General features: G+C 68.1%; 19 protein-coding genes. 14 read left to right on the top strand and 5 right to left on the bottom strand.

Going from position 1 to position 23289, the window contains the following annotated elements; translation table 11 throughout:
- Positions 1–44 precede the first annotated feature (44 nt).
- Both IBJ82_RS21380 and IBJ82_RS21370 read left to right on the top strand, forming a co-directional pair.
- A complete protein-coding gene (locus IBJ82_RS21380) occupies positions 45–1586 on the top strand; it encodes a molybdopterin-dependent oxidoreductase (protein WP_194827717.1) in 1542 nt (513 codons plus the stop codon).
- A gap of 175 nt (positions 1587–1761) precedes the next feature.
- Complete coding sequence (locus IBJ82_RS21370) at positions 1762–2889, top strand: magnesium and cobalt transport protein CorA (RefSeq protein ID WP_194827716.1); 1128 nt, start codon at positions 1762–1764, stop codon at positions 2887–2889.
- Between the two features lie 13 nt (positions 2890–2902).
- Here the strand turns inward: IBJ82_RS21370 and IBJ82_RS21365 are convergent, their stop codons facing one another.
- The 4 genes from IBJ82_RS21365 to IBJ82_RS21350 all read right to left on the bottom strand — a co-directional run bounded on the left by IBJ82_RS21365 (position 2903) and on the right by IBJ82_RS21350 (position 8654).
- A complete protein-coding gene (locus tag IBJ82_RS21365) occupies positions 2903–3226 on the bottom strand; it encodes a hypothetical protein (RefSeq protein WP_194827715.1) in 324 nt (107 codons plus the stop codon).
- A gap of 198 nt (positions 3227–3424) precedes the next feature.
- Entirely contained in the window at positions 3425–4408 is a 984-nt protein-coding gene (gene meaB, locus IBJ82_RS21360; RefSeq protein ID WP_228537520.1) for a methylmalonyl Co-A mutase-associated GTPase MeaB, read from the bottom strand.
- Positions 4409–4518: 110 nt separating this feature from the next.
- Complete coding sequence (gene scpA, locus IBJ82_RS21355; protein WP_194827713.1) at positions 4519–6783, bottom strand: methylmalonyl-CoA mutase; 2265 nt, start codon at positions 6781–6783, stop codon at positions 4519–4521.
- Positions 6783–8654, bottom strand: coding sequence for a methylmalonyl-CoA mutase family protein (locus IBJ82_RS21350; RefSeq protein ID WP_194827712.1), 1872 nt, complete (start codon positions 8652–8654; stop codon positions 6783–6785). The genes scpA and IBJ82_RS21350 overlap by 1 nt, the downstream gene beginning before the upstream one ends.
- A 173-nt stretch (positions 8655–8827) precedes the next feature.
- Between IBJ82_RS21350 and IBJ82_RS21345 the strand changes: the two genes are divergently transcribed.
- From IBJ82_RS21345 to IBJ82_RS21315, 7 genes are all read left to right on the top strand, one after another.
- The gene (locus tag IBJ82_RS21345) at positions 8828–9514 is read left to right on the top strand and encodes a TVP38/TMEM64 family protein (RefSeq protein ID WP_194827711.1); all 687 of its coding nucleotides are present in this window, start codon (positions 8828–8830) and stop codon (positions 9512–9514) included.
- 50 nt (positions 9515–9564) lie between these two features.
- Positions 9565–10506, top strand: coding sequence for a hypothetical protein (locus IBJ82_RS21340; RefSeq protein WP_194827710.1), 942 nt, complete (start codon positions 9565–9567; stop codon positions 10504–10506).
- A 279-nt stretch (positions 10507–10785) separates the two neighbouring features.
- Positions 10786–12207 (top strand): condensation domain-containing protein, encoded by a 1422-nt coding sequence (locus tag IBJ82_RS21335; protein ID WP_194827709.1) that lies wholly within the window; start codon positions 10786–10788, stop codon positions 12205–12207.
- A gap of 2 nt (positions 12208–12209) precedes the next feature.
- Complete coding sequence (locus tag IBJ82_RS21330) at positions 12210–13466, top strand: glycosyltransferase (protein WP_194827708.1); 1257 nt, start codon at positions 12210–12212, stop codon at positions 13464–13466.
- Positions 13463–14425: an ATP-binding cassette domain-containing protein gene (locus IBJ82_RS21325; protein ID WP_194827707.1), complete on the top strand. Its 963-nt coding sequence runs from the start codon at positions 13463–13465 to the stop codon at positions 14423–14425. Before IBJ82_RS21330 ends, IBJ82_RS21325 begins: the two co-directional genes overlap by 4 nt.
- Positions 14426–14454: 29 nt before the next feature.
- Positions 14455–15279 carry an ABC transporter permease gene (locus tag IBJ82_RS21320; protein WP_194827706.1) on the top strand — a complete coding sequence of 275 codons (825 nt, stop codon included), beginning with the start codon at positions 14455–14457 and terminating at the stop codon, positions 15277–15279.
- Between the two features lie 10 nt (positions 15280–15289).
- Entirely contained in the window at positions 15290–16687 is a 1398-nt protein-coding gene (locus tag IBJ82_RS21315) for a hypothetical protein (RefSeq protein ID WP_194827705.1), read from the top strand.
- 4 nt (positions 16688–16691) lie between these two features.
- Here IBJ82_RS21315 and IBJ82_RS21310 read toward each other — a convergent pair whose 3' ends face one another.
- Positions 16692–17090, bottom strand: coding sequence for a DUF779 domain-containing protein (locus IBJ82_RS21310; protein ID WP_194827704.1), 399 nt, complete (start codon positions 17088–17090; stop codon positions 16692–16694).
- Between the two features lie 159 nt (positions 17091–17249).
- Here IBJ82_RS21310 and IBJ82_RS21305 point away from each other — a divergent pair, with 159 nt between their 5' ends.
- The 5 genes from IBJ82_RS21305 to IBJ82_RS21285 all read left to right on the top strand — a co-directional run bounded on the left by IBJ82_RS21305 (position 17250) and on the right by IBJ82_RS21285 (position 23281).
- Positions 17250–18245, top strand: a complete 996-nt coding sequence (locus tag IBJ82_RS21305; protein WP_194827703.1) for an MsnO8 family LLM class oxidoreductase — start codon at positions 17250–17252, stop codon at positions 18243–18245.
- Between the two features lie 382 nt (positions 18246–18627).
- On the top strand, positions 18628–19677 hold the full coding sequence (locus IBJ82_RS21300) for a 3-oxoacyl-[acyl-carrier-protein] synthase III C-terminal domain-containing protein (protein WP_194827702.1): 1050 nt from the start codon (positions 18628–18630) through the stop codon (positions 19675–19677).
- A gap of 9 nt (positions 19678–19686) precedes the next feature.
- Positions 19687–20586, top strand: a complete 900-nt coding sequence (locus IBJ82_RS21295) for a hypothetical protein (protein WP_194827701.1) — start codon at positions 19687–19689, stop codon at positions 20584–20586.
- Positions 20583–22241 (top strand): fatty acid CoA ligase family protein, encoded by a 1659-nt coding sequence (locus IBJ82_RS21290; protein WP_194827700.1) that lies wholly within the window; start codon positions 20583–20585, stop codon positions 22239–22241. The genes IBJ82_RS21295 and IBJ82_RS21290 overlap by 4 nt, the downstream gene beginning before the upstream one ends.
- Positions 22238–23281, top strand: coding sequence for an NAD(P)-dependent oxidoreductase (locus IBJ82_RS21285; protein WP_194827699.1), 1044 nt, complete (start codon positions 22238–22240; stop codon positions 23279–23281). The genes IBJ82_RS21290 and IBJ82_RS21285 overlap by 4 nt, the downstream gene beginning before the upstream one ends.
- Positions 23282–23289 lie beyond the last annotated feature (8 nt).

Genomic DNA, 23289 nt, shown 5'->3' with positions numbered 1-23289 from the left:
CTGCGGCGGGCCGTGCCGACACTCGAAACACCAGGAGTGACAGCATGGTTCGCCCACTTGGTTTCACGCATCGTCATCCGGGCCGTCTCGCCGCGGCGGCCGCTGCGGCGGCCGCGGCAGCGCTCGTCCTCGGGGTCGGACACCTCGTCGCCGTGTTCGTCGATCCGGCCTCCTCCCCCTTCTTCGTCCTCGGCGCCACCGTGGTCGATCACACACCGAAGTGGTTGAAAGACAGCGCCATCCGCTGGTTCGGCGCCAACGACAAGTTGGCCCTGGCCGTCACGATGGGCCTGGTGATGGCCGTCGCTGCCGCGATGATCGGTCTGATAGCCCGCCGCAGCCTGGCCTCGGCGGCGGGCCTGCTGGGCGCTCTCGGTGTGGTCGTGGCGGGCCTGGCGCTGCTCCGCCCCACTGCCACACCGCTTTTCGTTGTCCCGGCGGTGGTCGGGTCGCTGGCGGGGATCGCGGCGCTGTGCGCGCTGTTCCTCGTGCCGTCCGAGACCGCCCGGCAGGCTGGGCCGACGCGGCGCGGCTTCCTGCTCGCGCTGACGGCGGTGGCCGCAGGTGCCGCGGCGGCGGGTGCGGCGGGGCGGGTCATCGGTACCCGACTGCGCGACATCACTGCCGACCGAGCGGCATTCGTCCTCCCCCGGGTCGCGGATCCGGCCCCGCCGGTCACCGCCGAGATGGACCGAGCGATTCCCGGACTCACTCGATTCATCACCCCCGCAACGAATTTCTACCGTGTCGACACCGCGCTGCAGCTCCCGTCGTTGACCCGCGCGCAATGGCGGCTACGCATCCACGGGATGGTGGACCGCGAAATACGTCTCGACTTCGACGAATTGAGCGCCAGGCGCGCCGTCGAGTCGCTCATCACGCTCACCTGCGTCTCCAACGAGGTCGGTGGTGATCTCGCCGGCACCGCGCTGTGGACCGGATATCGCCTGTCCGATCTGCTGGCCGAGGCGGGCCCCTCCTCCGACGCCGACATGATCCTGTCGCGCAGCATCGACGGATTCACCGCGGGCACACCACTGGCCGCCGTGCTCGGCAACCCCGATGCCCTGCTCGCCGTCGCGATGAACGGCGAAGCGCTGCCCGTCGCCCACGGCTACCCTGCCCGCATGATCGTGCCCGGCCTCTACGGCTACGTCTCAGCCACCAAATGGGTTGTCGACCTGGAACTCACCCGGTTCGACCGCGCCGAGGCGTACTGGACGCAACGCGATTGGGCACCGCGGGCACCGGTCAAAACCGCGTCCCGGATCGATGTCCCGGCGGCCTTCGCCCACCTCGACGCCGGAGCCGTGACCGTGGCGGGCGTCGCCTGGGCCCAGGGCCGCGGGATCAGCGCCGTGGAGATCCAGGTCGACGACGGCCAGTGGCAGCCCACCACACTCGCCACGGCCTACTCCCTCGATACCTGGCGCCAATGGACCTGGACCTGGGATGCCTCGCCGGGCACCCACTCTCTTCGCGTGCGCGCGGTCGATGCCACCGGCGAGATACAGACCGACGCCAGAGCCACGCCGTTCCCCGACGGCGCGACGGGTAGGCATTCGCGCGTTGTCATGGTGCGGTGAACCACCGCACGGACCGCTCAGGCTCCGATGCGGGCCCATGCGCCAGCCGTTCGATGATCGCGCGACGAGTCGGATCGGCCAATGCCCGAAAGACACTGTCGAGCCCTCGGTCCGGTTGCGTCTGTGTCGGCCAGCGTGGGATGCTGCGCAACGATCGGAGAGAGCGAGGTGAACGATGGTCGACAACCCTCGCGCCTCACCGGCTCGCCTCGCACCTCGGCGCAGCATCGGGGCCGTAGTGGCAGGTTCTCCGCTGCTGTCGCGCGGTAGGCGCCGGGTGGACGTCGTCCCCAAACCCTCGGTCCCGACCGCGCGCGCCATCATCGACTGCGCCGCCTACGTCGACGGCAAACGCTTGCCCGGCCGATTCACCCCCGAGACCGCCCTGGCCGAAATCCGTGCGCGCGGTACCGGTTTCGTGTGGATCGGCCTGTTCGAGCCGGACCTGCGGCAGATGGGCGAGGTCGCCGAGACATTCGGCCTGCACGAACTCGCCGTCGAGGACGCTGTCACCGGCAGACAGCGCCCGAAGTTCGAACGCTACGACGACACCATGGTCACCGTGATGCGGACCGTCGCCTATGTCGAGCACGATATGCACGTCGTCAGCGAGATCGTGCAGACCGGCGAGATCATGGTCTTCCTCGGCGCCGATTTCGTCGTCGCGGTCCGCCACGGCGAACACAACGAACTCACCGCGGTCCGGCACCGGCTCGAGACCGAACCCGATCGCCTCGCGCTCGGCCCCGGCGTAGTGCTGCACGCGATCGCCGACCACGTCGTCGACTCGTACGTCGATGTCACCCAGGCAGTCGAGTTCGATGTCGAGTCGATGGAAGAGGAGCTGTTCAGCCCGCGCAGCAAGCTCCCTATCGAGGCGATCTACCAGCTCAAGCGGGAAATCGTCGAGCTGCGTCGCGCCGTGCGCCCCCTGGCGGGCCCGCTGCAAACCCTCACCGCGCCGCGCACTCCCCTACCCAAGGAAGTGCGGCGCTATCTGCGCGACGTGGCCGACCACCACAGCGGTGTCGCCGATCGCATCAACGACCTCGACGAAACCCTCACCACCCTCGTCGGCGCCGCCGTGGCCAAGATCGCGGTCCAGCAGAACACCGATATGCGCAAGATCTCCGCCTATATCGCCATCCTGGCCGTCCCCACCATGATCGCCGGCATCTACGGCATGAACTTCGATCACATGCCCGAGCTCAGACAAACCTGGGGCTACCCCGCCACGGTGATCGTCATGCTCGCCATCTGCACCGCCCTGGTCGTCGTCTTCCGACGTATCCGCTGGTTGTGAGAGTCCGACCCGGTCAGGCGAGTCGACCCCATCCGGTCGCCACGAACCCGCACAGCGCGACGGTGGTGATCATCCGCTTCCAGAGTCGCACCATCGCGAGCTCGAGGATGATGCCGATGCGGTCGGCGCAGGTGGTGGCCTCCGCCAGCGCCATCCGGTCATAGACCAGGGCTGGGTCACTGAGGATCTCGTCCAGCCTCAGCCCTGATATCGCCTGATCGGACGTCAGGCCCAGTTCCGGCAGCCAGGTGAGCCGCCAACGACCGTCGCCCCCGAGAATCGCCCGCTCGGGCGTCCTGTCGCTGCTCATGGTCCGATTCGTGCGGAAGATCGTCATCACTGCCTCCTCGGCCGTCAGCTCTCGACGTCCACTTCCGAGGATCCTTGAAAATCGGCCCAGGCAACAGCTAGCAAATCAGTAAGAATCGGGCTATCATCACAAACTCCCACGTGAAAGCCAAAGATTACGGGCGATCACCCTAGGTACGACTCGATGCCGCCGCCAACAGCTACCGATGGGCACCGTTGCGGTGTCTCAACTCCGGTCGAAGGCCGTGAGGATCTGTTCGGCGGCGAGAGCGGGAGTGAGCGTTCCGGCGCGGACAGCCGATTCCACCTGCGCGCGAACATCTTTCACATTCGGATTGTCGGCCAGGCGGCGCAGGATCTGGTCGTGGACCATGGTCCAGGTCCAGTCGACCTGCTGGCGGCGGCGCTTCTCGGCGAATTCGCCCGCCTCGGTGAGCACCCGGCGGTGATCGAGGACGGTGCCCCAGAACTTCTCCAGGCCAATGCCTTCCAGGCCGCTCATGGTGAGCACCGGTGGCTTCCACAGGGCGTCGTGCGGGTGGATCAGGCGCAGCGCGCCTGCCAATTCGCGGGCCGCGCCTTTGGCCTCGATCTCGTGCTTGCCGTCGGCCTTGTTGACCGCGACGAGTTCGGCCAGTTCCAGCACGCCCTTCTTGATGCCCTGCAACTGATCTCCGGTGCGAGCCAGAGTGAGGAAGCAGAACACGTCGACCATATTGGCGACGGTCACCTCGGACTGGCCGACGCCGACGGTCTCCACGAGGATGACGTCGTATCCGGCGGCTTCCAGGAGAACGATCGTTTCGCGGGTCGCCTTGGCTACGCCACCGAGCGTGCCCGCAGTCGGGGACGGCCGGATGAACGCGTCGGCTTCCAGTGACAGCCGGGCCATGCGGGTCTTGTCACCGAGGATCGAGCCGCCGGTACGGGTCGAGGACGGGTCGACCGCGAGGACCGCGACTCGATGCCCCTTGGCCAGCAAGTACATACCGAGCGCGTCGATGAACGTGGACTTGCCGACGCCGGGAACACCGGTGATGCCGACCCGGTTCGAGACGACGCTGCCCGGTTCCGCCGCCACCCGCAGCAGCAGCTGCTGCGCGAGTTCCCGGTGATCGGAGCGGGTGGATTCGACCAGCGTGATCGCGCGGGCCAGCGCCGAGCGCTGCCCCGCCTCGACCTCCTCGGCGAGCGCGTCGACATCAATCATCCGGCGAACGCCCACGGCGGTGCGCCCCTCGTTTCGTGGCGAGCCGACGCCCGCGGTGGTCCCGAGCCGAGGGTGCGCGTCGGCACCCCCGGCTACCTGTGCGGCGTCGCTCATTCGGCTGTGCCGCCACCGATCTCGTGTCCGAGCGCCGCGCCGAGCTTCTTGAGCAGGTCGATGGCCGCGTCGGCGATGACGGTGCCCGGCGGGAAGATCGCCGCGGCGCCGGCCTCGTAGAGCTCGTCGAAGTCACCGGGCGGGATCACGCCGCCGACGATGACCATGATGTCGGGACGACCGACATCGGCCAGTGCCTGCCGCAGGGCGGGCACCAGCGTGAGGTGACCAGCGGCCAGCGAGGACACACCGACGATGTGCACGTCGTTGTCGGCCGCCTGGCGCGCCACCTCTTCGGGCGTCTGGAACAGCGGGCCCACGTCGACGTCCATGCCGAGGTCGGCGAACGCCGTCGCGATCACCTTCTGGCCGCGGTCGTGACCGTCCTGGCCCATCTTGGCGACCAGGATGCGGGGACGACGCCCCTCGGCCTCGCCGAATTCCTCGACCAGCGCGATGGCGGCGCCGATATTGGATGCCTTGCCTGCTTCGTCGCGGTACACACCGGACAGAGTACGGATTTCGGCCTGATGGCGGCCGTAGACCTTCTCCAGCGCGTCGGAGATCTCACCGACGGTGGCCTTGGCGCGCGCCGCGTCGATGGCGAGCGCGAGCAGGTTGTTCTCCATGCCGCCTTCGGTCGCCGAAGCCGCACGGGTCAATTCGGCCAGTGCCTGCTCCACGGCGACCGAATCACGTTCGGCGCGAAGCCGTTCCAGCTTCTCGATCTGCTCGGCACGCACCCGCGAGTTCTCGACCTTGAGAACCTCGACCGCGTGGTCCTCTTCGACCTGGTACTTGTTCACGCCGATCACCGGCTGCTGGCCGGTGTCGATGCGCGCCTGGGTCCGCGCGGCGGCCTCTTCGATGCGCAGCTTCGGAATACCTTCCGAAATCGCCTGCGCCATACCGCCGTGCGCCTCGACCTCGGCGATGTGGGCGCGAGCCCGCTCGGCGAGCTGGTGGGTGAGCCACTCGACGTAGTACGAGCCGCCCCACGGGTCGATCGGGCGGGTGGTGTTGGACTCCTGCTGGATGAGCAGCTGGGTGTTGCGGGCGATGCGGGCGGAGAAGTCCGTCGGCAGGGCCAAGGCTTCGTCGAGCGCGTTGGTGTGCAGCGACTGGGTGTGCCCCTGGGTCGCGGCCATCGCCTCGATGCAGGTGCGCGCCACATTGTTGTAGGCGTCCTGCGCGGTCAGCGACCAGCCCGAGGTCTGCGAATGTGTCCGCAGCGAAAGCGATTTCGCGCTCTTGGGTTCGAACTTCGACACCAGCTCGCTCCACAGCAGACGCCCCGCGCGCAGCTTGGCGACCTCCATGAAGAAATTCATGCCGATGGCCCAGAAGAACGACAGACGCGGTGCGAACTTGTCGACATCCATGCCCGCGGCGATACCGGCGCGGATGTACTCCACCCCGTCGGCGAGGGTGTAGGCCAGCTCCAGATCGGCGGTCGCACCGGCCTCTTGGATGTGGTAGCCCGAGATGGAGATGGAGTTGAACTTCGGCATCTTCGCGCTGGCGAAGGCGAAGATGTCGGAGATGATCCGCATGGAGGGCTTGGGCGGGTAGATGTAGGTGTTGCGGACCATGAACTCTTTCAGAATGTCGTTCTGAATGGTTCCGGCCAGCTGATCGGGCGTCACGCCCTGCTCTTCGGCGGCGACGACGTAGAGCGCCAGGATCGGCAGCACCGCACCGTTCATGGTCATCGACACCGACACCTGATCCAGGGGAATCTGGTCGAAGAGCTGGCGCATGTCCAGGATCGAGTCGATCGCGACGCCGGCCATACCGACGTCACCTTGGACGCGGGGGTGGTCGGAGTCGTAGCCACGGTGGGTGGCGAGGTCGAAGGCGACCGAGAGCCCCTTCTGGCCCGCCTGCAAGTTGCGGCGGTAGAAGGCGTTGGAGTCCGCGGCGGTGGAGAAGCCGGCGTACTGGCGGATCGTCCACGGCTGGTTCACGTACATGGTCGGGTACGGGCCGCGAAGGAACGGCGCGACGCCGGGCACGGTGTCGAGGGGATAGCCCTGTGCGACAACAGCATCCCGGTCGGCCTTGGTGAACACCGGCGGAACGTCGATGCCCTCGGGGGTCGACCAGACCAACTGCTCGGCAGTGGTGTGGTTGGCCGTCGCGGCATCGGCCACGAAGGTGCGCACCTGCTCGGCGTCGACGTCGGCAGGCGCGGGCGCGTGGTCGGTCAGCGGCACCTCGGCGAAGCTGCCGATGACGTGCTCGATGTCGGATGTGGTCATCAGGCTCCCACCTTCTCCAGCAGCTGCGACAGGACCGCGACCGCGTCGATACGCAGGGCCAGGTACCCGTCGGGACGCTGCGTCCCGCTGAATTGCTCGACCGCCTTCTCGGGTCCGGCCAGCAGCACGGTCTCGATTCCGGCGGCGCGCAGGGCGGCGGTGGCGGCTCCCGCCTGCTCGCCGTAGCGCTTGTCCGCACCGCACAGAACCGCGATCCGCGCACCGGATTCGGTGGCGGCGGCGGCAATTGCGTCGACCGTGAGCGGACCGGGGTTGACCGACTCGATACCACCCGAGGCGAGCACGTTCGCGGTGAAGATGGTGCGCGCGTTGTGTTCGGCGACCAAGCCGAGCGGCACGATCAGCGCCTTCGGGCGGGCGCCGTTGGCAGCCAGGTAGGCATCGGAGCGGTTGCGTAGCGCCTCGAAGGCAGCGCCGTAGCGCGCGTTCGGGCCCGGTTCGCGGGCCTGCTCCGACAGCGGGGTCTCGGCGAGGTTGGGGAACTCGTTGACCCCGGTGACCGCGGTCCGGCGATGGGCCACGTCGGCGGCGCGCGTGGCGGCGGTCTCGGCGATCCTGGCCGCGAGCACTCCGGCGTCCAGCGCGGCGAGGTAGCCACCGGCGGACTCGAGCTCCTGCATGAATTCCCAGGCCTTGGCGGCGAGTTCGTCGGTCAACTTGTCGACATACCAGGAACCGGCGGCCGGGTCCTGCACGTGCCCGAGACGGGATTCCTCGAGCAGCAGCAGCTGGGTGTTGCGAGCCAGACGCTGGGAGAACGTCGTCGAGACGCCGAGTTCGCCCGCGGGCAGAGCCGCGTCGAAGGGCAGCACGGTCACCGAGTCGGCGCCGCCGACGCCGGCGCCGAACGCGGCGAGCGTGGTGCGCAGCAGGTTCACCCAGGGGTCACGCTGGGTCATCATGGCGGCCGAGGTGATCGCGTGCTGCGGAGCGGCGCCGAAGGCGGGAGCACCGGAGACCTGGGCGACTCGGGCCCACAGTCGGCGAGCCGCCCGGAACTTCACGATGGTGGCGAATTGGTCGTCGGTGGCCGCGAAACGGAACTCGAGCTGACCGAACGCGTCGGCGATGTCCACCCCGGCGGCGGTCAACAGGCGCAGGTAGGCCAGACCGGCCGCGACGGCGGCGCCCACTTCCTGCGCGTCGGCGGCGCCGGCGTTGTGGAAGGCGATGCCGTCCACCGTGATCGCGCGGACCGTCTCGGGCCGGGCGATCGCTTGCACGGCCAGTGCGACAGTCTCGGCTTGATCGAGGTCTTCGGCACCGGTGAAGGCACTGGTCAGCGGGGCCGCGCCGAGGCCGACGCGGATCTGCGCGGGATCGGCGATCGAATACGCGTCGAGCAGTCCGTACACCTGCTCGGCGGCGGCGCCGACGGCCGCACCGGATACCAGCGTCAGCGGGGCCAGCTCGAACAGCACGCCACGCAGTGCGACGGGGATGTCGTCGACGGCGACACCGTAGGGGCCCGCTCCGAGCGCGATCGCGCTCACGCCGTTCTCCAGACCGGTCATGATCGCCCGGTTGGTAGCCTCGGCGTCGTCCTCGCCGGCGAACGCGCCGACGAACCAGCCGCGCTGCGGATCACGCGAGGCGTCGCCACCGCGGACATAGGGGAAGGCGCCGGGCAGCGGCTGCTCGGGCAGCTCGTCGCGGCGGGTGTAGAGCGGGGCGATCGTCAGCCCGTCATAGGTGGTCTCGTCGAGCAGATGTTCCGGTTCGGCGGGGAGCTCGGAAGCGTCGACCCGTCGCGCTTTCGCCAGCACACCCGCCACACCCTTGCGCCACGCGGCGTACTCGGGCACCGGATCCGGTGCGAGCCCCGCCCCGGACTCTGAACCAATCGGCATAGCTGCTGTTCTCTCTTCCATTCGACGACCGCACCCCGGTGTGCTGCCGGTCCGTGAAATCCCACAAACGGGCCCACAGCGAACCCGGATGTATCCGGTTCCCCGATGATGCTATCTGTGACAGGGTGTCCACCCACTCGGGCCATCCCCTACCGGCCGGTACGCTTACCCGGGTGTCGCGACTGATCCGCTCCCCGCGCCTGCTCATCGCCATGGCCGGGCTCGCCGCGCTGTTCGTGGTGGCGATGCTGGTTCCGTTGCCGGGCCCGCAGCAGATCCGAGACTGGGCCGGCGGCGCCGGGCCGCTGTTGCCGTTGCTGTTCTTCTTTTTCTATGCGGTGGTCGCCGTAGCCCCCGTTCCGCGCACCGTGCTCACCGTGACCAGTGGCGTGCTGTTCGGTCCGATTCTCGGTTCGGTGATCGCTCTCGGCGCGACCGCGGTGAGCGCGACCTTGGCGCTGCTCGGCGTCCGCGCGGTGGGCCGGGACCGAGTCGCCCGACACCTGACACATCCGGCGGTGCGCGGCATCGACGAGCGGCTGGCTCGGCGCGGCTGGCTCGCGGTGGCCGCGCTGCGGATGATCCCGCTGGCGCCGTTCTCGATCGTCAACTACTGCTGCGGCCTGTCCTCGGTGCGGGTCCGGCCCTATCTCGTCGCGACACTGGCCGGTTCGGCGCCGGGCACGATCTCGACGGTGGTGCTCGCCGGTTCGCTGGCAGGCGGCACTCACCCGATCGCGATCGCCGTCTCGGCGATCTGCCTGTCGCTCGGCCTGATCGGGCTGATCGTCGACGCCCGGTTGCCGGTAGACCCCTCCCCGATCGACGCGGACGCCGAACCGGTCGCCGTCACCCCCTGACCGGCGCGCCTCCCCCGCCGCGTAGCGATTCGACCGGATAATCGCTGGTCATGGCGATGACAGTGGGCCGACGATCTGCACTCGCGCTGCTCGCCGGGCTGCCACTGCTCGCCGCGGGAACGGCCAGGGCACAATCCTCGCTGGGCCCCGGCGTCGGCATCGACCCGCCACGCACCCCGATCCGCTACACGATGACGGCTTTTCGGGCCGACAGCGACACCACGCTCGCGGTGTACGAATCGAGCGACGGTACCGATTTCTCGCCGGTCAGCGACCACGCGTTCACCCCACCCACCGGCCTGGTCCGCGATCCCAGCGTGCTGTTGCACACCGACGGCGCCTATTACCTCACCTATACGATCGCCGGTGACGCCACCGCGATCGGTCTGGCACGCAGTCGAGACCGGATCACATGGACGTTCCTCGCCAACGTCCCGATTCTCGTGCCGGGACGGCTCGAGGGTGCGTGGGCGCCGGAGTGGTATGCCGACGCCGCCGGCCGAGTCGGCATCATCGTCTCGCTCACCTGGGGTCGCGGTTTCACTCCGCATCTGCTCATCCCCCTCGATGCCGGACTCACGACATGGGCGCCACCGTTGCCCCTGTTGGGTCTCGGTCCGAGCAGACCCGGCTCGCTGGGATACATCGACACCACACTGCAACGACTGGACGGGCGACTTTTCGCGTTCGCGAAGAACGAGGACTCCAAGCTGATCGAACTGGCCGTCGCCGATCGCCCGCTCGGCCCCTTCACTTTCGTGGCCACGGGCGACTGGGCGGGCTGGGGCGGTCCACGCGAAGGGCAGTCGGTGGTCCCGCTCCCCGACGGCGGCCATCGCATCTACCTCGACGCCTATACCGACGGTCGGTACTACTTCAGCGACAGTTACGACGGGTTCCGCACCTGGTCGACGCCGACCGAGCTGCCCGGCCTGTCCGGGGTCGTGCGGCACGGCACGGTGCTACCCGAATTCGGGCCGTCCACCGCCTGACCAACAGTGTCGACCTAACGTCCATTACCTCACGACGCCTGATTGGCGTCGGAAAAACGACATGAAATGAAAGTGATATTGTTCACAGCAGTGGATAGTGACTAAGTAATATTTCACAAATCTATACAGTTATAAGCTGTAGACTCGCGGATAACCCAGGGTTCGCCGGAAGCATCCGGTGCGGTATCCAGAGCAACATCGGTGACGCTTCTGCGGTCACCCAGTCCCTGTTCGTTCGTGCCGTTCTCGGCCTGTTTTTCCCCCTTGAGGTGACCCGGTATGGAATACACACATCTGTCCGAATTCCGGATTCGCTCCGGCGATCTGTCGATCTGGACTCCCGCCACCATCACTGCCGATACATGGACTGACGACCAGCGTCCGCTGGCCAGCGTGCACGAGCAGTATCTCGGCTTCCTCGACCCCGAAGACCCCCGTCCGGGTCGCGGTCGTTGGATCGGCACCATCTTCGAAATGGATGCCCCACTCGACGAGCAGGCGTGGGCGACCACATTGCAACTGTGGCACGATCGCCACGAGGGCTTCCGGACCACCGTCGCCCCCACCGGCGACGGCGGCTACCACCGGGTGACCACCGCCCCGGGCACCGTACGAGTCACCGGCGTTCCGGTCGCCGAGCCGACCGACGGTGACGACATCAACGAATACCTTTGCGAGCTACTGGAATTGCGCCTGTCGCCGCTGATCTGGCCGCACCTGCTGGTCGCCACCGTCGCCCACGAGACCGCCGACTTCACCGTGTTGGTCGGCGCCGATCACTCGGTGCTCGACGCCTACTCCCAGGCGGTGCTCATCCTCGAGCTGCGCACCCTCTACGCCGCGGTGACCACCGGCGGCGAGATCCGCGACTCGGCCACCTTCGGCAGTCCCGCCGACTATGCCATGATCGAGCGCGCCGCGGCCGAGGAGCTGACCCCCGACTCGCCTGCCGTTGCGCTGTGGCGCGAATTCCTTGGCACCCCAGGCTCTCCCATGCCCCGCTTCGCTGCCGACCGGGTCGCCGTGTTGGACGGTGAACACGCCCAGCCCAGTGTCTCGCGCACCCTGCTCTCCCTCGCACAGCTCGAAGAGGTCGAAGAAGCGTTGGAACGGGTCAAACACCGACTCTCGGTGACCGTGTTCGCCGCACTGGCCGTCGCCACTCGTGAGACCTTCGGCGAGAACCGATTCCGCACGGTGATGCCGATCGTGACCCGACCCGACCTGACCTGGCTCGAGTCGATGGGCTGGTTCGTCAATGTCGTGCCGGTCGATGTCACCCTGCCCCCCGGCGCCGACATGGCGGTGGCGCTGGAGGAGACCCGCACCGCGCTCAAGCGCTCCCGCCACTGCAACGACGCCTCCTGGGGACGCTCGCTGGCGATGGTCGGCTCGCCGGAAGGCCCGACCTACGGTGCCTCGTTCCTCGACATCCGCATCCTGCCGGACTACGAACTGGTCGCTGACCTGCGCGGACGCACGCTGCGCGCGGTGTCGTACTCCACCGACGAGGTGTACTTCTGGATCGTGCGCGGTCCCGATGGTCTGTACGTGTCCACGCGCTACCCCGCGGGCCTGCCCGCCGAGGTGATGGACACCTTCCTCGCCGAATTCGCCAGGGCCATCTACGCGGTGACCACGATGGCGGCGCCGGTCGCGCCTGCCATCGATACCGCGGCGGCGGCGCTGAGCGCGGGCTGACAATGCGCGCACTGCTGGCCTTCACCGGAAGCCGCGGCGATGCTCAACCCGGCATCCTGCTGGCTCGCGAGCTGCTGGCTCGCGGGCACTCGGTGACACTCGCGCTCTCGCCCAATCTCGTCGAATTCGCCGTCACCCACGGCATTCCCGCGGTCGGTTTCGGTCGGGACAGTGCCGAGTTGCTGTACACCCAGCACAGCGATCAGCGGTTCCGCAGTCCGGACCCGCGTCAACGAGTGCGCGCGGTGCTGGCCCTGCAGCGGCGCGGGGTAGCCCGCGCGCTGCGGGAACTCCACGTCCTCGCACCCGGTCACGATGTGCTGGTCACCGGGATGGCGGGCGAGGAGACCGCGGAGAAGGTCGCGCGAAGAGTCGGATTGCCGTTGGCCGCGGTGCACTTCTTCCCGATCCACCCCAATCGCTCGGTCCCGGTGATACCCACCGCGTGGGGGGCCCGGATTCCCGGTGCGCTCAACCATCGCATCTGGTCGGCGCTGAGGTGGGCGCGTGACACCGCGCTCGCCTTGCCGTTCGCCGAGTTCGGGGTCGTGGAACATCCACTGCCGGAACGGGTCTCGATCCAGGCATACGATGTCGATCTGTTTCCCGGGTTGGCGGCCGAACTGCCGGATCGACACCCGATCGTCGGGTTCGCCGTCGACGTCGACGGACACCTCGGCGGTCCGGTGGACGCCGAGCTCGACGCGTGGCTCGACGCCGGGCCCGCACCGGTGTACGTCGGCTTCGGCTCGATGGCGGTCGGCGATCCGGCGGCGCTGATGACCGTGCTGCGTGCGGTGTGCGCGCGGCGTGGGCAGCGTCTGCTGCTCGCCGCCGGGTGGGCGGGCATCGAACCCGTCCTGACCCCTGAGGTGGCGATCGTCGAACAGCTAGACCACGCCACGGTATTCCCACGTTGCGTCGCCGCGGTCCATCACGGCGGCGCCGGAACGACCGCCGCCGCACTGCGAGCCGGTGTGCCGCAGGTGATCTGCGCGATCCAGGCCGATCAACCGTATTGGGGTCGTGCGCTGGCTCGACTCGGCCTGGCGGGCACCATGCGCTCCGCCGAGCTCAGCGAACGTCGGCTCACCGCACTGCTGGACCTGGTGGCCGCACCGGATGTGGTGTCACGGGTGGCCGACTATGCGAGCCGGTTCTCCGGCGACGGCGTATCCAGGACTGCCGATGAGGTGGAATCCCTTGTCCGCCTACCGTTTCCGACCGCTACCCTCGACCACGCCGGGAGGCTCGGATGAGCACCGAAATCGCCGTCCGCACCAGGGGACTCGGAAAGTCCTACGGTGACTTCACCGCAGTCGGCAGCGTCGATCTCGACATCGCGGCCGGCTCGGTGTTCGCGATGCTCGGCCCCAACGGGGCGGGCAAGACCACCACGGTGCGGATGTTGGCGACACTGCTGCGACCGGATCGTGGCACCGCCGAGGTGTTCGGCTACGACGTCGTCTCCGAGGCCACGGCCGTGCGGTCGATGATCGGGCTCACCGGTCAATACGCCTCGGTCGACGAAACCCTCACCGCCGGAGAGAATCTACGCCTGTTCGGTCGCCTGCTCGGGCTGTCACGCAAGGACGCGGCCGGGCGCTGCGACGAACTGCTCGAGCAGTTCGAGCTCTCGTCGGTGGCACGCCGTAGTGTCAGCGCGTTCTCCGGCGGCATGCGGCGACGACTCGACCTGGCGGCGACCCTGATCACCGTGCCACCGCTGATCTTCCTCGACGAGCCGACCACCGGCCTCGACCCGCACACCCGTGAACGCATGTGGGGCATCGTGCGTGGCCTGGTCGAGCGGGGGGCGACGGTACTGCTGACCACTCAGTACCTCGATGAGGCCGACGCGCTCGCCGACCGGATCGCGGTCATCGACCGGGGCAACCTCGTCGCCGAGGGCACCCCGTCCGAGCTGAAATCCTCGATCGGTGACCAGGTTCTGCGCCTGGACATCCCCGACACCGCGGACCTGCGACGCGCCGAGGCACTGATCCAGGACCTCACCGGTGAGGTCCCCGACGGGTCGTCGACCGGCACCTTGACCGTCGCCCTGTCCGAGGTCGCTCTCGGCGCCGACATCGTCGCGGCCTGCCGCGACGCGGGCATCGCCCTGCGCGGCTTCGCGGTGGACCGACCCGATCTCAACGAGGTGTTCCTGGCGTTGACCGGACACACCCACACCGCCGACCGAGCCGACGTGGCGTGAGCGCCCTACGCGAGAAATCGAGGCCCGCAATGACTCTCGCCGTCGAGACCGCCCCGACTCCCACTCGGGTCGTGCGCGCGCCGCGCGTGACCCGCGTGGGCCCCTTTGCCGCGCTCCAGCATTCGTTGATGATGGCGTGGCGCGGACTGCTGACGTTCCGGCACAGCCCACAGCTGCTCTACGACGCCATCTTGCTGCCGATCGTCGGGCCGGTGCTCTTCGGCAGCATCTTCGGCACCGCCATCGCGGGCAGCATGGCGGCCTATCTGCCGATCATGATTCCGGGCGTACTGGTCCAGATCGTGCTCACCTCCTCGGTCGCGACCGGCGTGCAACTCTCCGAGGACATCCACTCGGGTGTTTTCGATCGCTTCGTCGCCATGCCGATCGCCCGCTCAGCACCGGTTGCTGGAACGTTGCTGGCGGGGGCGGTGCGCTATCTCATCGCCGCGACCACGGTCGTGATCGTCGGCTTCTGCATGGGCTATCGACCCGAGCACACCGCCGGATTCCTAGCCGGCGCCCTTTTGGTCGTAGTCGCCACAACCGCCATCAGTTGGTTGTTCGCCTTCATCGGTGCCACGATCGCCCGCCCGGCCGCCGTGCAGGGCATGTCGATGCTGGTTCTGACCTTCCTCGGCTTCGCCTCCAACGCTCTGGTGCCCGAGGAAGCCATGCCGACCTGGATGCGCCACGTGTCCGACCTGAATCCGGTGTCCTACCTGGTCTCCGCAGTGCGCACGCTGGCTGCCGACGGCACCGTCGGCGCCGACGCCCTGTGGTCACTGGTCGCCTCGGTAGTCGTGGTCGCCGTTTTCGCGCCGTTGACCGTGCGCACCCTCCGTTCCCGATGAGGAGTACCCGATGACTGTCACTTCCCCTTCCGTCACTTCCGCCGCAGCGGTGGCCGCGGGTCCCACCGGCCTCAACCGGATCACCGCCGACGACGACCTGTTCTTCAAACTGCACAGCCTCTACCCCAACGCCCTGGTCAATCAGCTGGCCTACCGGTTCGACACCCCGCTGGGCCGCGATCTGCTCGAACGGTGGCACGCCCACCTGGCGACCGGTTTCATCGCCCGCCGGGTCCGCACCACCCGGTTCCCGATCGCCCGCGCGCACTGGGAGCCCGCCACCGAATCCCTGCCGCTGCGCTGGTCGGACACACCGATTTCCGACGACGGGGTACTGGACTGGTTCCTGGAGCAGGCCGCCGTCGAATTCGACCCGGAACGCGGACTGGTGTGGCAGCTGGCCGGCGCGCCGACCGAATCCGGTGGCACCGTGGTCACCCTGGTCGCCTCACATGTCGCGTGTGACGGCGGCGCCATGATGCACGCGATCGTCGACTCGCTGGACCGGCTCAACCGCGGTGAGTCGCCCGACCGCTCGGCCAGTGCGGGCAGACTCGTCGGCCCGGTCGCGACCACGGGTCGTTTCGCCGCCGACCTCACCGATGCCCGCGGTCAGTTGCGTGCCGTGGCTCGCGGGGTGCGCGCGGCTCGCCGCTCCCGCGGTGTCAGCGAACCGGCCCGCAATCCCCGCCCAGCCGCCCCGCGTCTACCGCATGCCGACACCTGGCAGGCCGCCGAGTCGATCGTCCAGCTCGATCTCGCCGAATGGGACGCCGTCGCCGCCGCACACGGCGGGACCACCAACGGTCTGCTGATCGGCGTCGCAGTCGGCCTGCTCGGCCGCAGTGGCCGGATCGCCGACGGCGCCGAGGTCCGCGTCGACATTCCGCATTCGATGCGCGAGGCCGACGACCGCCGGGCCAATGCCACCACCGGACTACCGATCAGTGTCGGCTACCGCGTCGGCGAACGCGCCGATCTGCCCGCCGTGCGCACCGCTCTCAAGGCGGCGGGCCTGGCCTACCGCGATCCCGCGACCATCCCCCCGATCCAGCACCTGCAACCGGTGCAGATGCTGCTGCCGAAGGTGGTGCTGCACAGGTTCGCCCGCACCGCCAAGGCCCCGGAGTGCCTGTGCACCAACATGGGTCGCACGGCGCAGAACATCGCGGTCCTCGGCTCGCACCGTGCGCGCGACGTCATCATGCGTCCGGTGGTCAATCCCGGTCCGGTCGAGTTGTTCCGTCAGGTAGAGGTCGGCGTCAATCTCGCCTTCTCCTGCGATGACGACACCGTGACGCTCGTGGTCACCGGCGGCGACCCCGACCGTTTCCCGACCCGCGCGGCGCTGCGCGAGCTGCTGGCCGCGGAGTTCGCCGACTGGGGGCTGACTCCGCGCTTCTGGTGAGCGACTAGGAGGCCTCCTCGGCGAATTCCGCAGCGGCATCGACGTTTTCGATGCGCAGGGCGAACCGGAACCCGCACGACGCCTCCAGGGAAGCAGAACCTCGCTGCGGACGGTTGCGCACCTCGATCCGCACATCGATGTCGTCGAAGCCGACATGGAATCGCTCCGCCATCCACAACTGCGTGTGCCATGCCGTCTGGCCGGCCAGGACATCACCCGCGCCGGGGCGGAACTCGCTGCGCCGCACACAGATCGGCGTGTACCCATCGGTGTCGGGCGCGAGGTACAGCACCACCGGGCCGTGCATCTCGAGCAGCAGCCGCAGCACGCGCAGGGCATCATCGCTGGCCTCGACCGCACGGTGGCGATGATCTACCTTGCGTCCGTTGGGGTGTCGAACCATAGTGCACTCCTCGCAGTTTTCTCGCCGGTGATCGCGCTCGGGGCACACTATGGTTGCGAAAGGTTGGTCCAGGGTTGGTACCGGTCTAAACATGCGAAGATCACCCGCGCGTGTCACCCGCCACGGAATCGCCGCGCGTCTTCGGCGTTGACTACTGATATGGCACTCGAATCGGTTCGCTTCTCGATCCTGGACCGCTCGCGCGTGCGGCGCGGGCAGGACCACGCCGACGCCCTGCGTGAGACAGTCGCGTTCGCGGCGCTGGCCGAACAGTGGGGCTATCACCGGTTCTGGGTCGCCGAGCATCACAGTGTTCCCGGTGTCGCCGGAACCGCGCCGACCGTGCTCGCCGCCGCGGTCGCGGCGGCCACCTCACGAATCCGCGTCGGCACCGGCGGGGTGATGCTGCCCAATCATCAACCACTCGTCGTCGCCGAGCAGTTCGGCGTGCTCGCCTCACTGTTCCCCGGACGGATCGACATGGGCCTCGGTCGTTCGGTCGGATTCACCGACGGTGTGCGCCGCGCACTCGGCCACGATCTCGACGATGCCGACGATTTCGACGCGCGCCTGCTCGAGGTCCTCGACTACTTGGAGGCGGGCAGGCAGGGCGTGCACGCCGCCTCCGCGGAAGGCGCCGACGTGCCGACGTTCCTCCTTGCCACCGGTTCCGGGGCCGAGCGCGCCGCGCGATTCGGGCTGCCGCTGGTGATCGCCCCGATCGCAGGCACGCAGTCCATGGTGGAGGCGATCGAGCGGTACCGCACCCTGTTCCAGCCCTCCGCTCGGGTGCCACGGCCGTACGTCGTCGTCTCCGCGGCGGTGGTGATCGCCGACTCGACCGAACAGGCACACCGACTCCTGCTCCCCGAGGCGTGGTCGAGTGCCTACTCGCGCACACACGGCAAGTTCCCGGCGCTGATCCCACCCGAGGAGATCGACCCGGCGACGATGACCGACCGGCAACGCCACCTCTTCGAGCAGGCACTCGGCCATCAGATCCACGGCACCGAGGACGAGGTGGCAGAAGCGTTGGAGAACCTGGTGAGCCGCACCGACGCCGACGAAATCCTCGTCCACACCAGCACTTTCGATCGTGCGGCGCGGCTGGATTCGCACCGGCGGCTGGCTCGCGTCGTCGGCTCGGGAAGTTAGTCCGGCAGACAAACTTCGCGCGGATACCTGTGCTCCGAAGACAAGCCCGCTCCGCGCACCATTTATTCGACGGCGTAAACAATCGTGAGGTCACTCACTACGCGAGCACCGTTCCGCAGCACAGCACGGCCGCGTCGACGACCTGTGTGACCGATAGCTCAGTCATTGCCGATACGCTCACGAAGGTCGCCTGTCCTCGCGATATGTGCGCATTTACCGGATTGCCGTGGTTTCCGTAACATGTTGTCTCACACAATAAATCGTGCCGTGCGGTGTGCTGGATCACTGCTCACAGCACGCGTTCGAGACCGGTAGGGTTCGGTTCCACCGGCGATCAGAAATCGTCCGGGACACCATTCTTCGACCGCATCCGGGAGCTCACGTGTCGCATTCGCGTTTCGAATCCATCGGGGCATATCTTCCGTCGAACATATTGTCCACCACCGAATTGATCTCCCGGCTGAAAACGCCACCGGCATTCGATCTGGAACGCATCACCGGCGTGAAAGAACGCCGTGTGCGCGACACCCGACCGGAATCGGTCGAGGACTCGTTCACCCTCGCCGTGAACGCCGCGCAGGACTGCCTGGCACGCTCGCGCTACGCCCCGGGCGAGCTGGAGGTGATCATCTCCTGTTCGATCACCCGCAGCAACGACGGCACCCGCATGTTCATGGAGCCCTCCTTCGCGTCGACGATCGCCAAGTCCCTCGGCGCCGAGCGGGCCATCACCTTCGACGTCTCCAACGCCTGCGCCGGAATGCTCACCGGCACATACATTCTCGATCGGATGATCCGCTCGGGCGTGGTACGCAACGGCATGGTGGTCAGTGGCGAGGCGATCACCCCCATCGCCGAGACCGCGGTGAACGAGATCTCGGAGAAGTACGACCTGCAGTTCGCCTCGCTGTCGGTGGGCGATTCCGGGTGCGCGGTCGTACTCGACCGGGCGGTCGACGACGCCGACAAGATCCACTACGTCGAATTGTTCACTGCCGCGGAACATTCGCACCTGTGCCTCGGCATGCCGAGCGACAAGTCCTCGGGCGTCGCGCTCTACACCGACAACCGCAAGATGCACAACGAAGCACGGTTTCTGCTCTGGCCCGACGCCCAGGGCAGCTTCCTCGAACAGCAGGGCCGCGACTTCGCCGGTGAGCAGTTCGACTACATCATCCATCACCAGTTCGGTGCTTCCGCGGTGCCGTACATCAACGCGGTGGCCGCCCGCGAGTTCGGCGCCGAGATGCCGCCGGATCTGAATGTGATCGAGAAGTACGGAAACACTTCGACCACATCGCATTTCATCGTTCTGCACGATCAGCTGGCCGACGAGAACATCGCGGCGGGATCGAAACTGCTCATGGTTCCGGCCGCGTCCGGCGTAGTAGCGGGCTTCCTGTCCACCACCATCTCCTCCCTGAAGGTCTGAGGTTTCTCCATGGGCATCCGTATCCGTTCCACCGGAACCAGCAGATCCACCGACACCCACAGCGTCGTAGAGCACAGCGGCCGCGCCGCCCGGCAGGCCCTCGAACAAGCCGGTGTCCGCCCCGACCAGGTCGGCGTGCTGATCAATACCGGCATCTTCCGCGACTCGAACACCGTCGAACCGGCGGTGGCCGCGCTGATCCAGAAGGCAGCGGGCATCGGGCTCGACTACACCAGGCCCGATCCGCGGACATTCTCCTTCGACCTGATGAACGGCGCGGTCGGCGTCGTCAATGCCGTGCAGGTGGCGGGCTCGGTGTTGGCGACCGGCAGCACCGAGCACGTCCTGATCGTCGCGGGCGACACCCATCCCTCGATGACCAGGTCGAGCGCCGACGCCGAGTTCCCCTACGCCACCGCGGGTGCCGCGCTGCTGCTCGAGCAGGTGGACGGCCCCGAGGGCTTCGGTCCCGTGCACATCGCCACCGCGCCCGGTACGCCCGCGGGACAGGCCTATGTCGACACCGCCACCATGGGCACCGTCGGCCGCGCACTGATGACCGTCGAACGCGAACCCGACTTCGAGGACCGAATCCTCACGGTCGCCACCGAGGTCGCACGGTCCGCGCTCGCCGACTTCGAGGGCGCCTTCGTCGCGTTGATCGCGTCCACCCCGAGCCCGCATTTCCCCAAGCGGCTCGCCGACGCGCTCGGCATCGACCAGGACGCGGTGCGGGTGCCCGACCTGTCCGAGGGCGACCCGCACACCGCCGCGTTGCCGCTGGCCTACGCGCGCGCGAGCGCCGAGGGCACGCTCGTCGGCTACACCCATGTGCTGTTCGTCGCGGCGGGCGCCGGCCCGTCCGCGGCCGCGACGCTGTACCGACTTCCCGCGGACACCACCGCGTGAGGACGGCGACCTACTGGCAGACCATCGATCGATTTCGGGAACTCGCGCGCGAGGAGCCCGACCGCGAGGCGGTCATCCATCCCGACGGCTCGACCGCCGACGGGCTACCCGAATACCGCAGCATCACCTACCGCGACCTCGATCGCTGGTCCGACGCCATCGCCGAACATCTCACCGACTCCGGGGTCGGCAGCGGCACCCGCACGATCGTGCTCGTGCTGCCGAGCCCGGAGCTGTACGCGATCCTGTTCGCGCTGTTGAAGATCGGCGCCGTACCGGTGGTGATCGATCCGGGTATGGGCGTGCGTCGCATGGTGCACTGCCTGCGTGCGGCCGAAGCGGAGGCGTTCATCGGCATCCCGCAGGCGCACGCTCTGCGGGTGCTGTTTCCGCGCAGTTTCCGGCGGGTGCGCACCACCCTCACCGTGGGGCGCCGCTGGTTCTGGGGTGGACCCACGCTGGCCTCGTACAACCGCACCCCGACCGGCGCTCTGCCCGAGCGCGTGCCCGCCGATCCGGACGAGTTGCTGATCATCGGCTTCACCACGGGTAGTACCGGTCCCGCCAAAGCCGTCGAGCTGACCCACGGCAATCTGGCCGCCATGGTGGAACAGGTACACGCCGCCCGCGGGCACACGCCACCGGACACCTCCCTCGTGACACTGCCTTTGGTCGGCGTCCTCGACCTGCTACTCGGGTCGCGATGCGTGTTGCCACCGCTGATTCCGAGCAAGGTCGGCTCGACCGATCCGGCACACGTGGTCGACGCGATCCAGCGCTTCGGAGTGCGCACCATGTTCGCCTCGCCCGCGGTGCTCATTCCTCTGCTGGAACGGCTGCGCGCACACCCGGTCGACGTGAAGTCGCTGGCCAGCATCTTCTCCGGTGGCGCTCCCGTTCCGCACTGGTGTGTCGCCGGCTTGCGTGAAGTCTTGCGCCCCGATGTCGAGATCTACGCCGGATACGGGTCGACCGAGGCCTTGCCCATGTCGACCATCGAATCGCGGGAGTTGCTCGACGGTCTGGTCGAGCGCGCCAAGAGCGGCGAGGGCACCTGCATCGGTCGACCCACCGATCGAGTGCGGGTCCGGCTGCTCGCCATCACCGACGACCCGGTCGCGACCTGGGACGACACCGACGAACTCGGCGCACGGGAGGTCGGCGAGATCGTGGTCGCCGGCCCGAATGTGAGCACGCGCTACTACTGGCCCGCGCACGCCAACACCGCAGGCAAGATCACCGACGGCGAGCAGATCTGGCATCGCACCGGCGATCTGGGATGGCTCGACGAGCAAGGGCGAATCTGGTTCTGCGGACGCAAGAGTCAGCGGATCACCACCGCGCACGGCCCGATGTTCACCGTGCAGGTCGAACAGGTCTTCAACGCGGTGACCGGAGTCGCGCGCACGGCACTGGTCGGCGTCGGCGCCCCCGGCACACAGCGACCCGTGCTGTGTGTAGAGCTCGAACCCGGCGCCGACGCAGTGGCCGCACTCACCCGATTGCGCACCCGCGCCGCCGAATTCGACACTCTCGCCCCGATCGCCGACTTCCTCGTGCACCCGCGCTTCCCGGTCGACATCCGGCACAACGCCAAGATCGGCCGCGAACAACTCGCCCCCTGGGCCACGAAGAAACTGGACTCGCGACGATGAAGATCCTGGTCACCGGCGCGTCCGGATTCCTCGGCGGCGCCATCGTGCGCGCGCTGATCGCCGAGGGCACCCACGATGTCTCGATCCTGGTCCGGCGCACCAGCATTCTCGATGATCTCGGCCCCGCCGCGGCGCATGTCACCGTCGTCTACGGCGATCTCGCCGACGCGGCCTCGCTGAGCAGAGCCACCAGCGGGATGGACGTGGTGATCCACAGCGCCGCGCGGGTCGACGAACGCGGCACCAGGGACCGCTTCTGGACCGAGAACGTCCGTGCCACCGAACTGCTCCTCGACGCGGCGCGACGCGGTGGCGCGGGCCGGTTCGTCTTCATCTCGAGTCCGAGTGCCCTGATGGAGCGAGACGGCGGCGATCAGGTCGACGTCGACGAGTCGCTGCCGTATCCGAGCCGCTACCTCAACCACTACTCCGAGACCAAGGCCGCGGCCGAGCGTGCCGTACTCGCCGCTGACACAGCGGAATTCAGGACAGTGGCGCTGCGCCCGAGAGCGATCTGGGGCGCCGGGGACCGATCGGGACCGATCGTTCGGCTGCTCGACCGGACAGCCGCGGGCTCCCTGCCCGACCTGTCCTACGGTCGCACCATCGAGGCCTCGCTGTGCCACGTGGACAATATCGTGCACGCCTGCCTGCTGGCGCTGACCTCGGACGCGGTGGGCGGCAAGGCCTACTTCATCGCCGATGCCGAGAAGACCGATGTCTGGGGATTCCTCGGCGAGGTCGCGACCCGGCTGGGGTATCAGCCGCCTTCCCGCCGACCGAACCCTCGCGTACTGGCGGCGGTGGTCGCCGCCATCGAAACCGTCTGGCGCATACCGGCTGTGGCGAATCGCTGGTCGCCTCCCCTGTCGCGCTACGCCGTCGCCTTGATGACGCGCACCGCCACCTACGACACCGGGGCGGCTCGCCGCGATCTCGGCTACACGCCGGTCGTGGATCGAGACACCGGTCTGACCGATTTCCTCACGTGGCTCGACCAGCAAGGCGGCATCGAAGCACTCGCCGAAGATTTGCAGTAAACCCGGCG

Origin of the sequence: Nocardia sp. XZ_19_231, from assembly GCF_015355705.1 — a bacterium.
GTDB lineage: Bacteria > Actinomycetota > Actinomycetes > Mycobacteriales > Mycobacteriaceae > Nocardia > Nocardia salmonicida.
The sequence above is the reverse complement of the archived record's forward strand: the minus strand, read 5'-3'. Positions and strand labels throughout refer to the sequence as shown.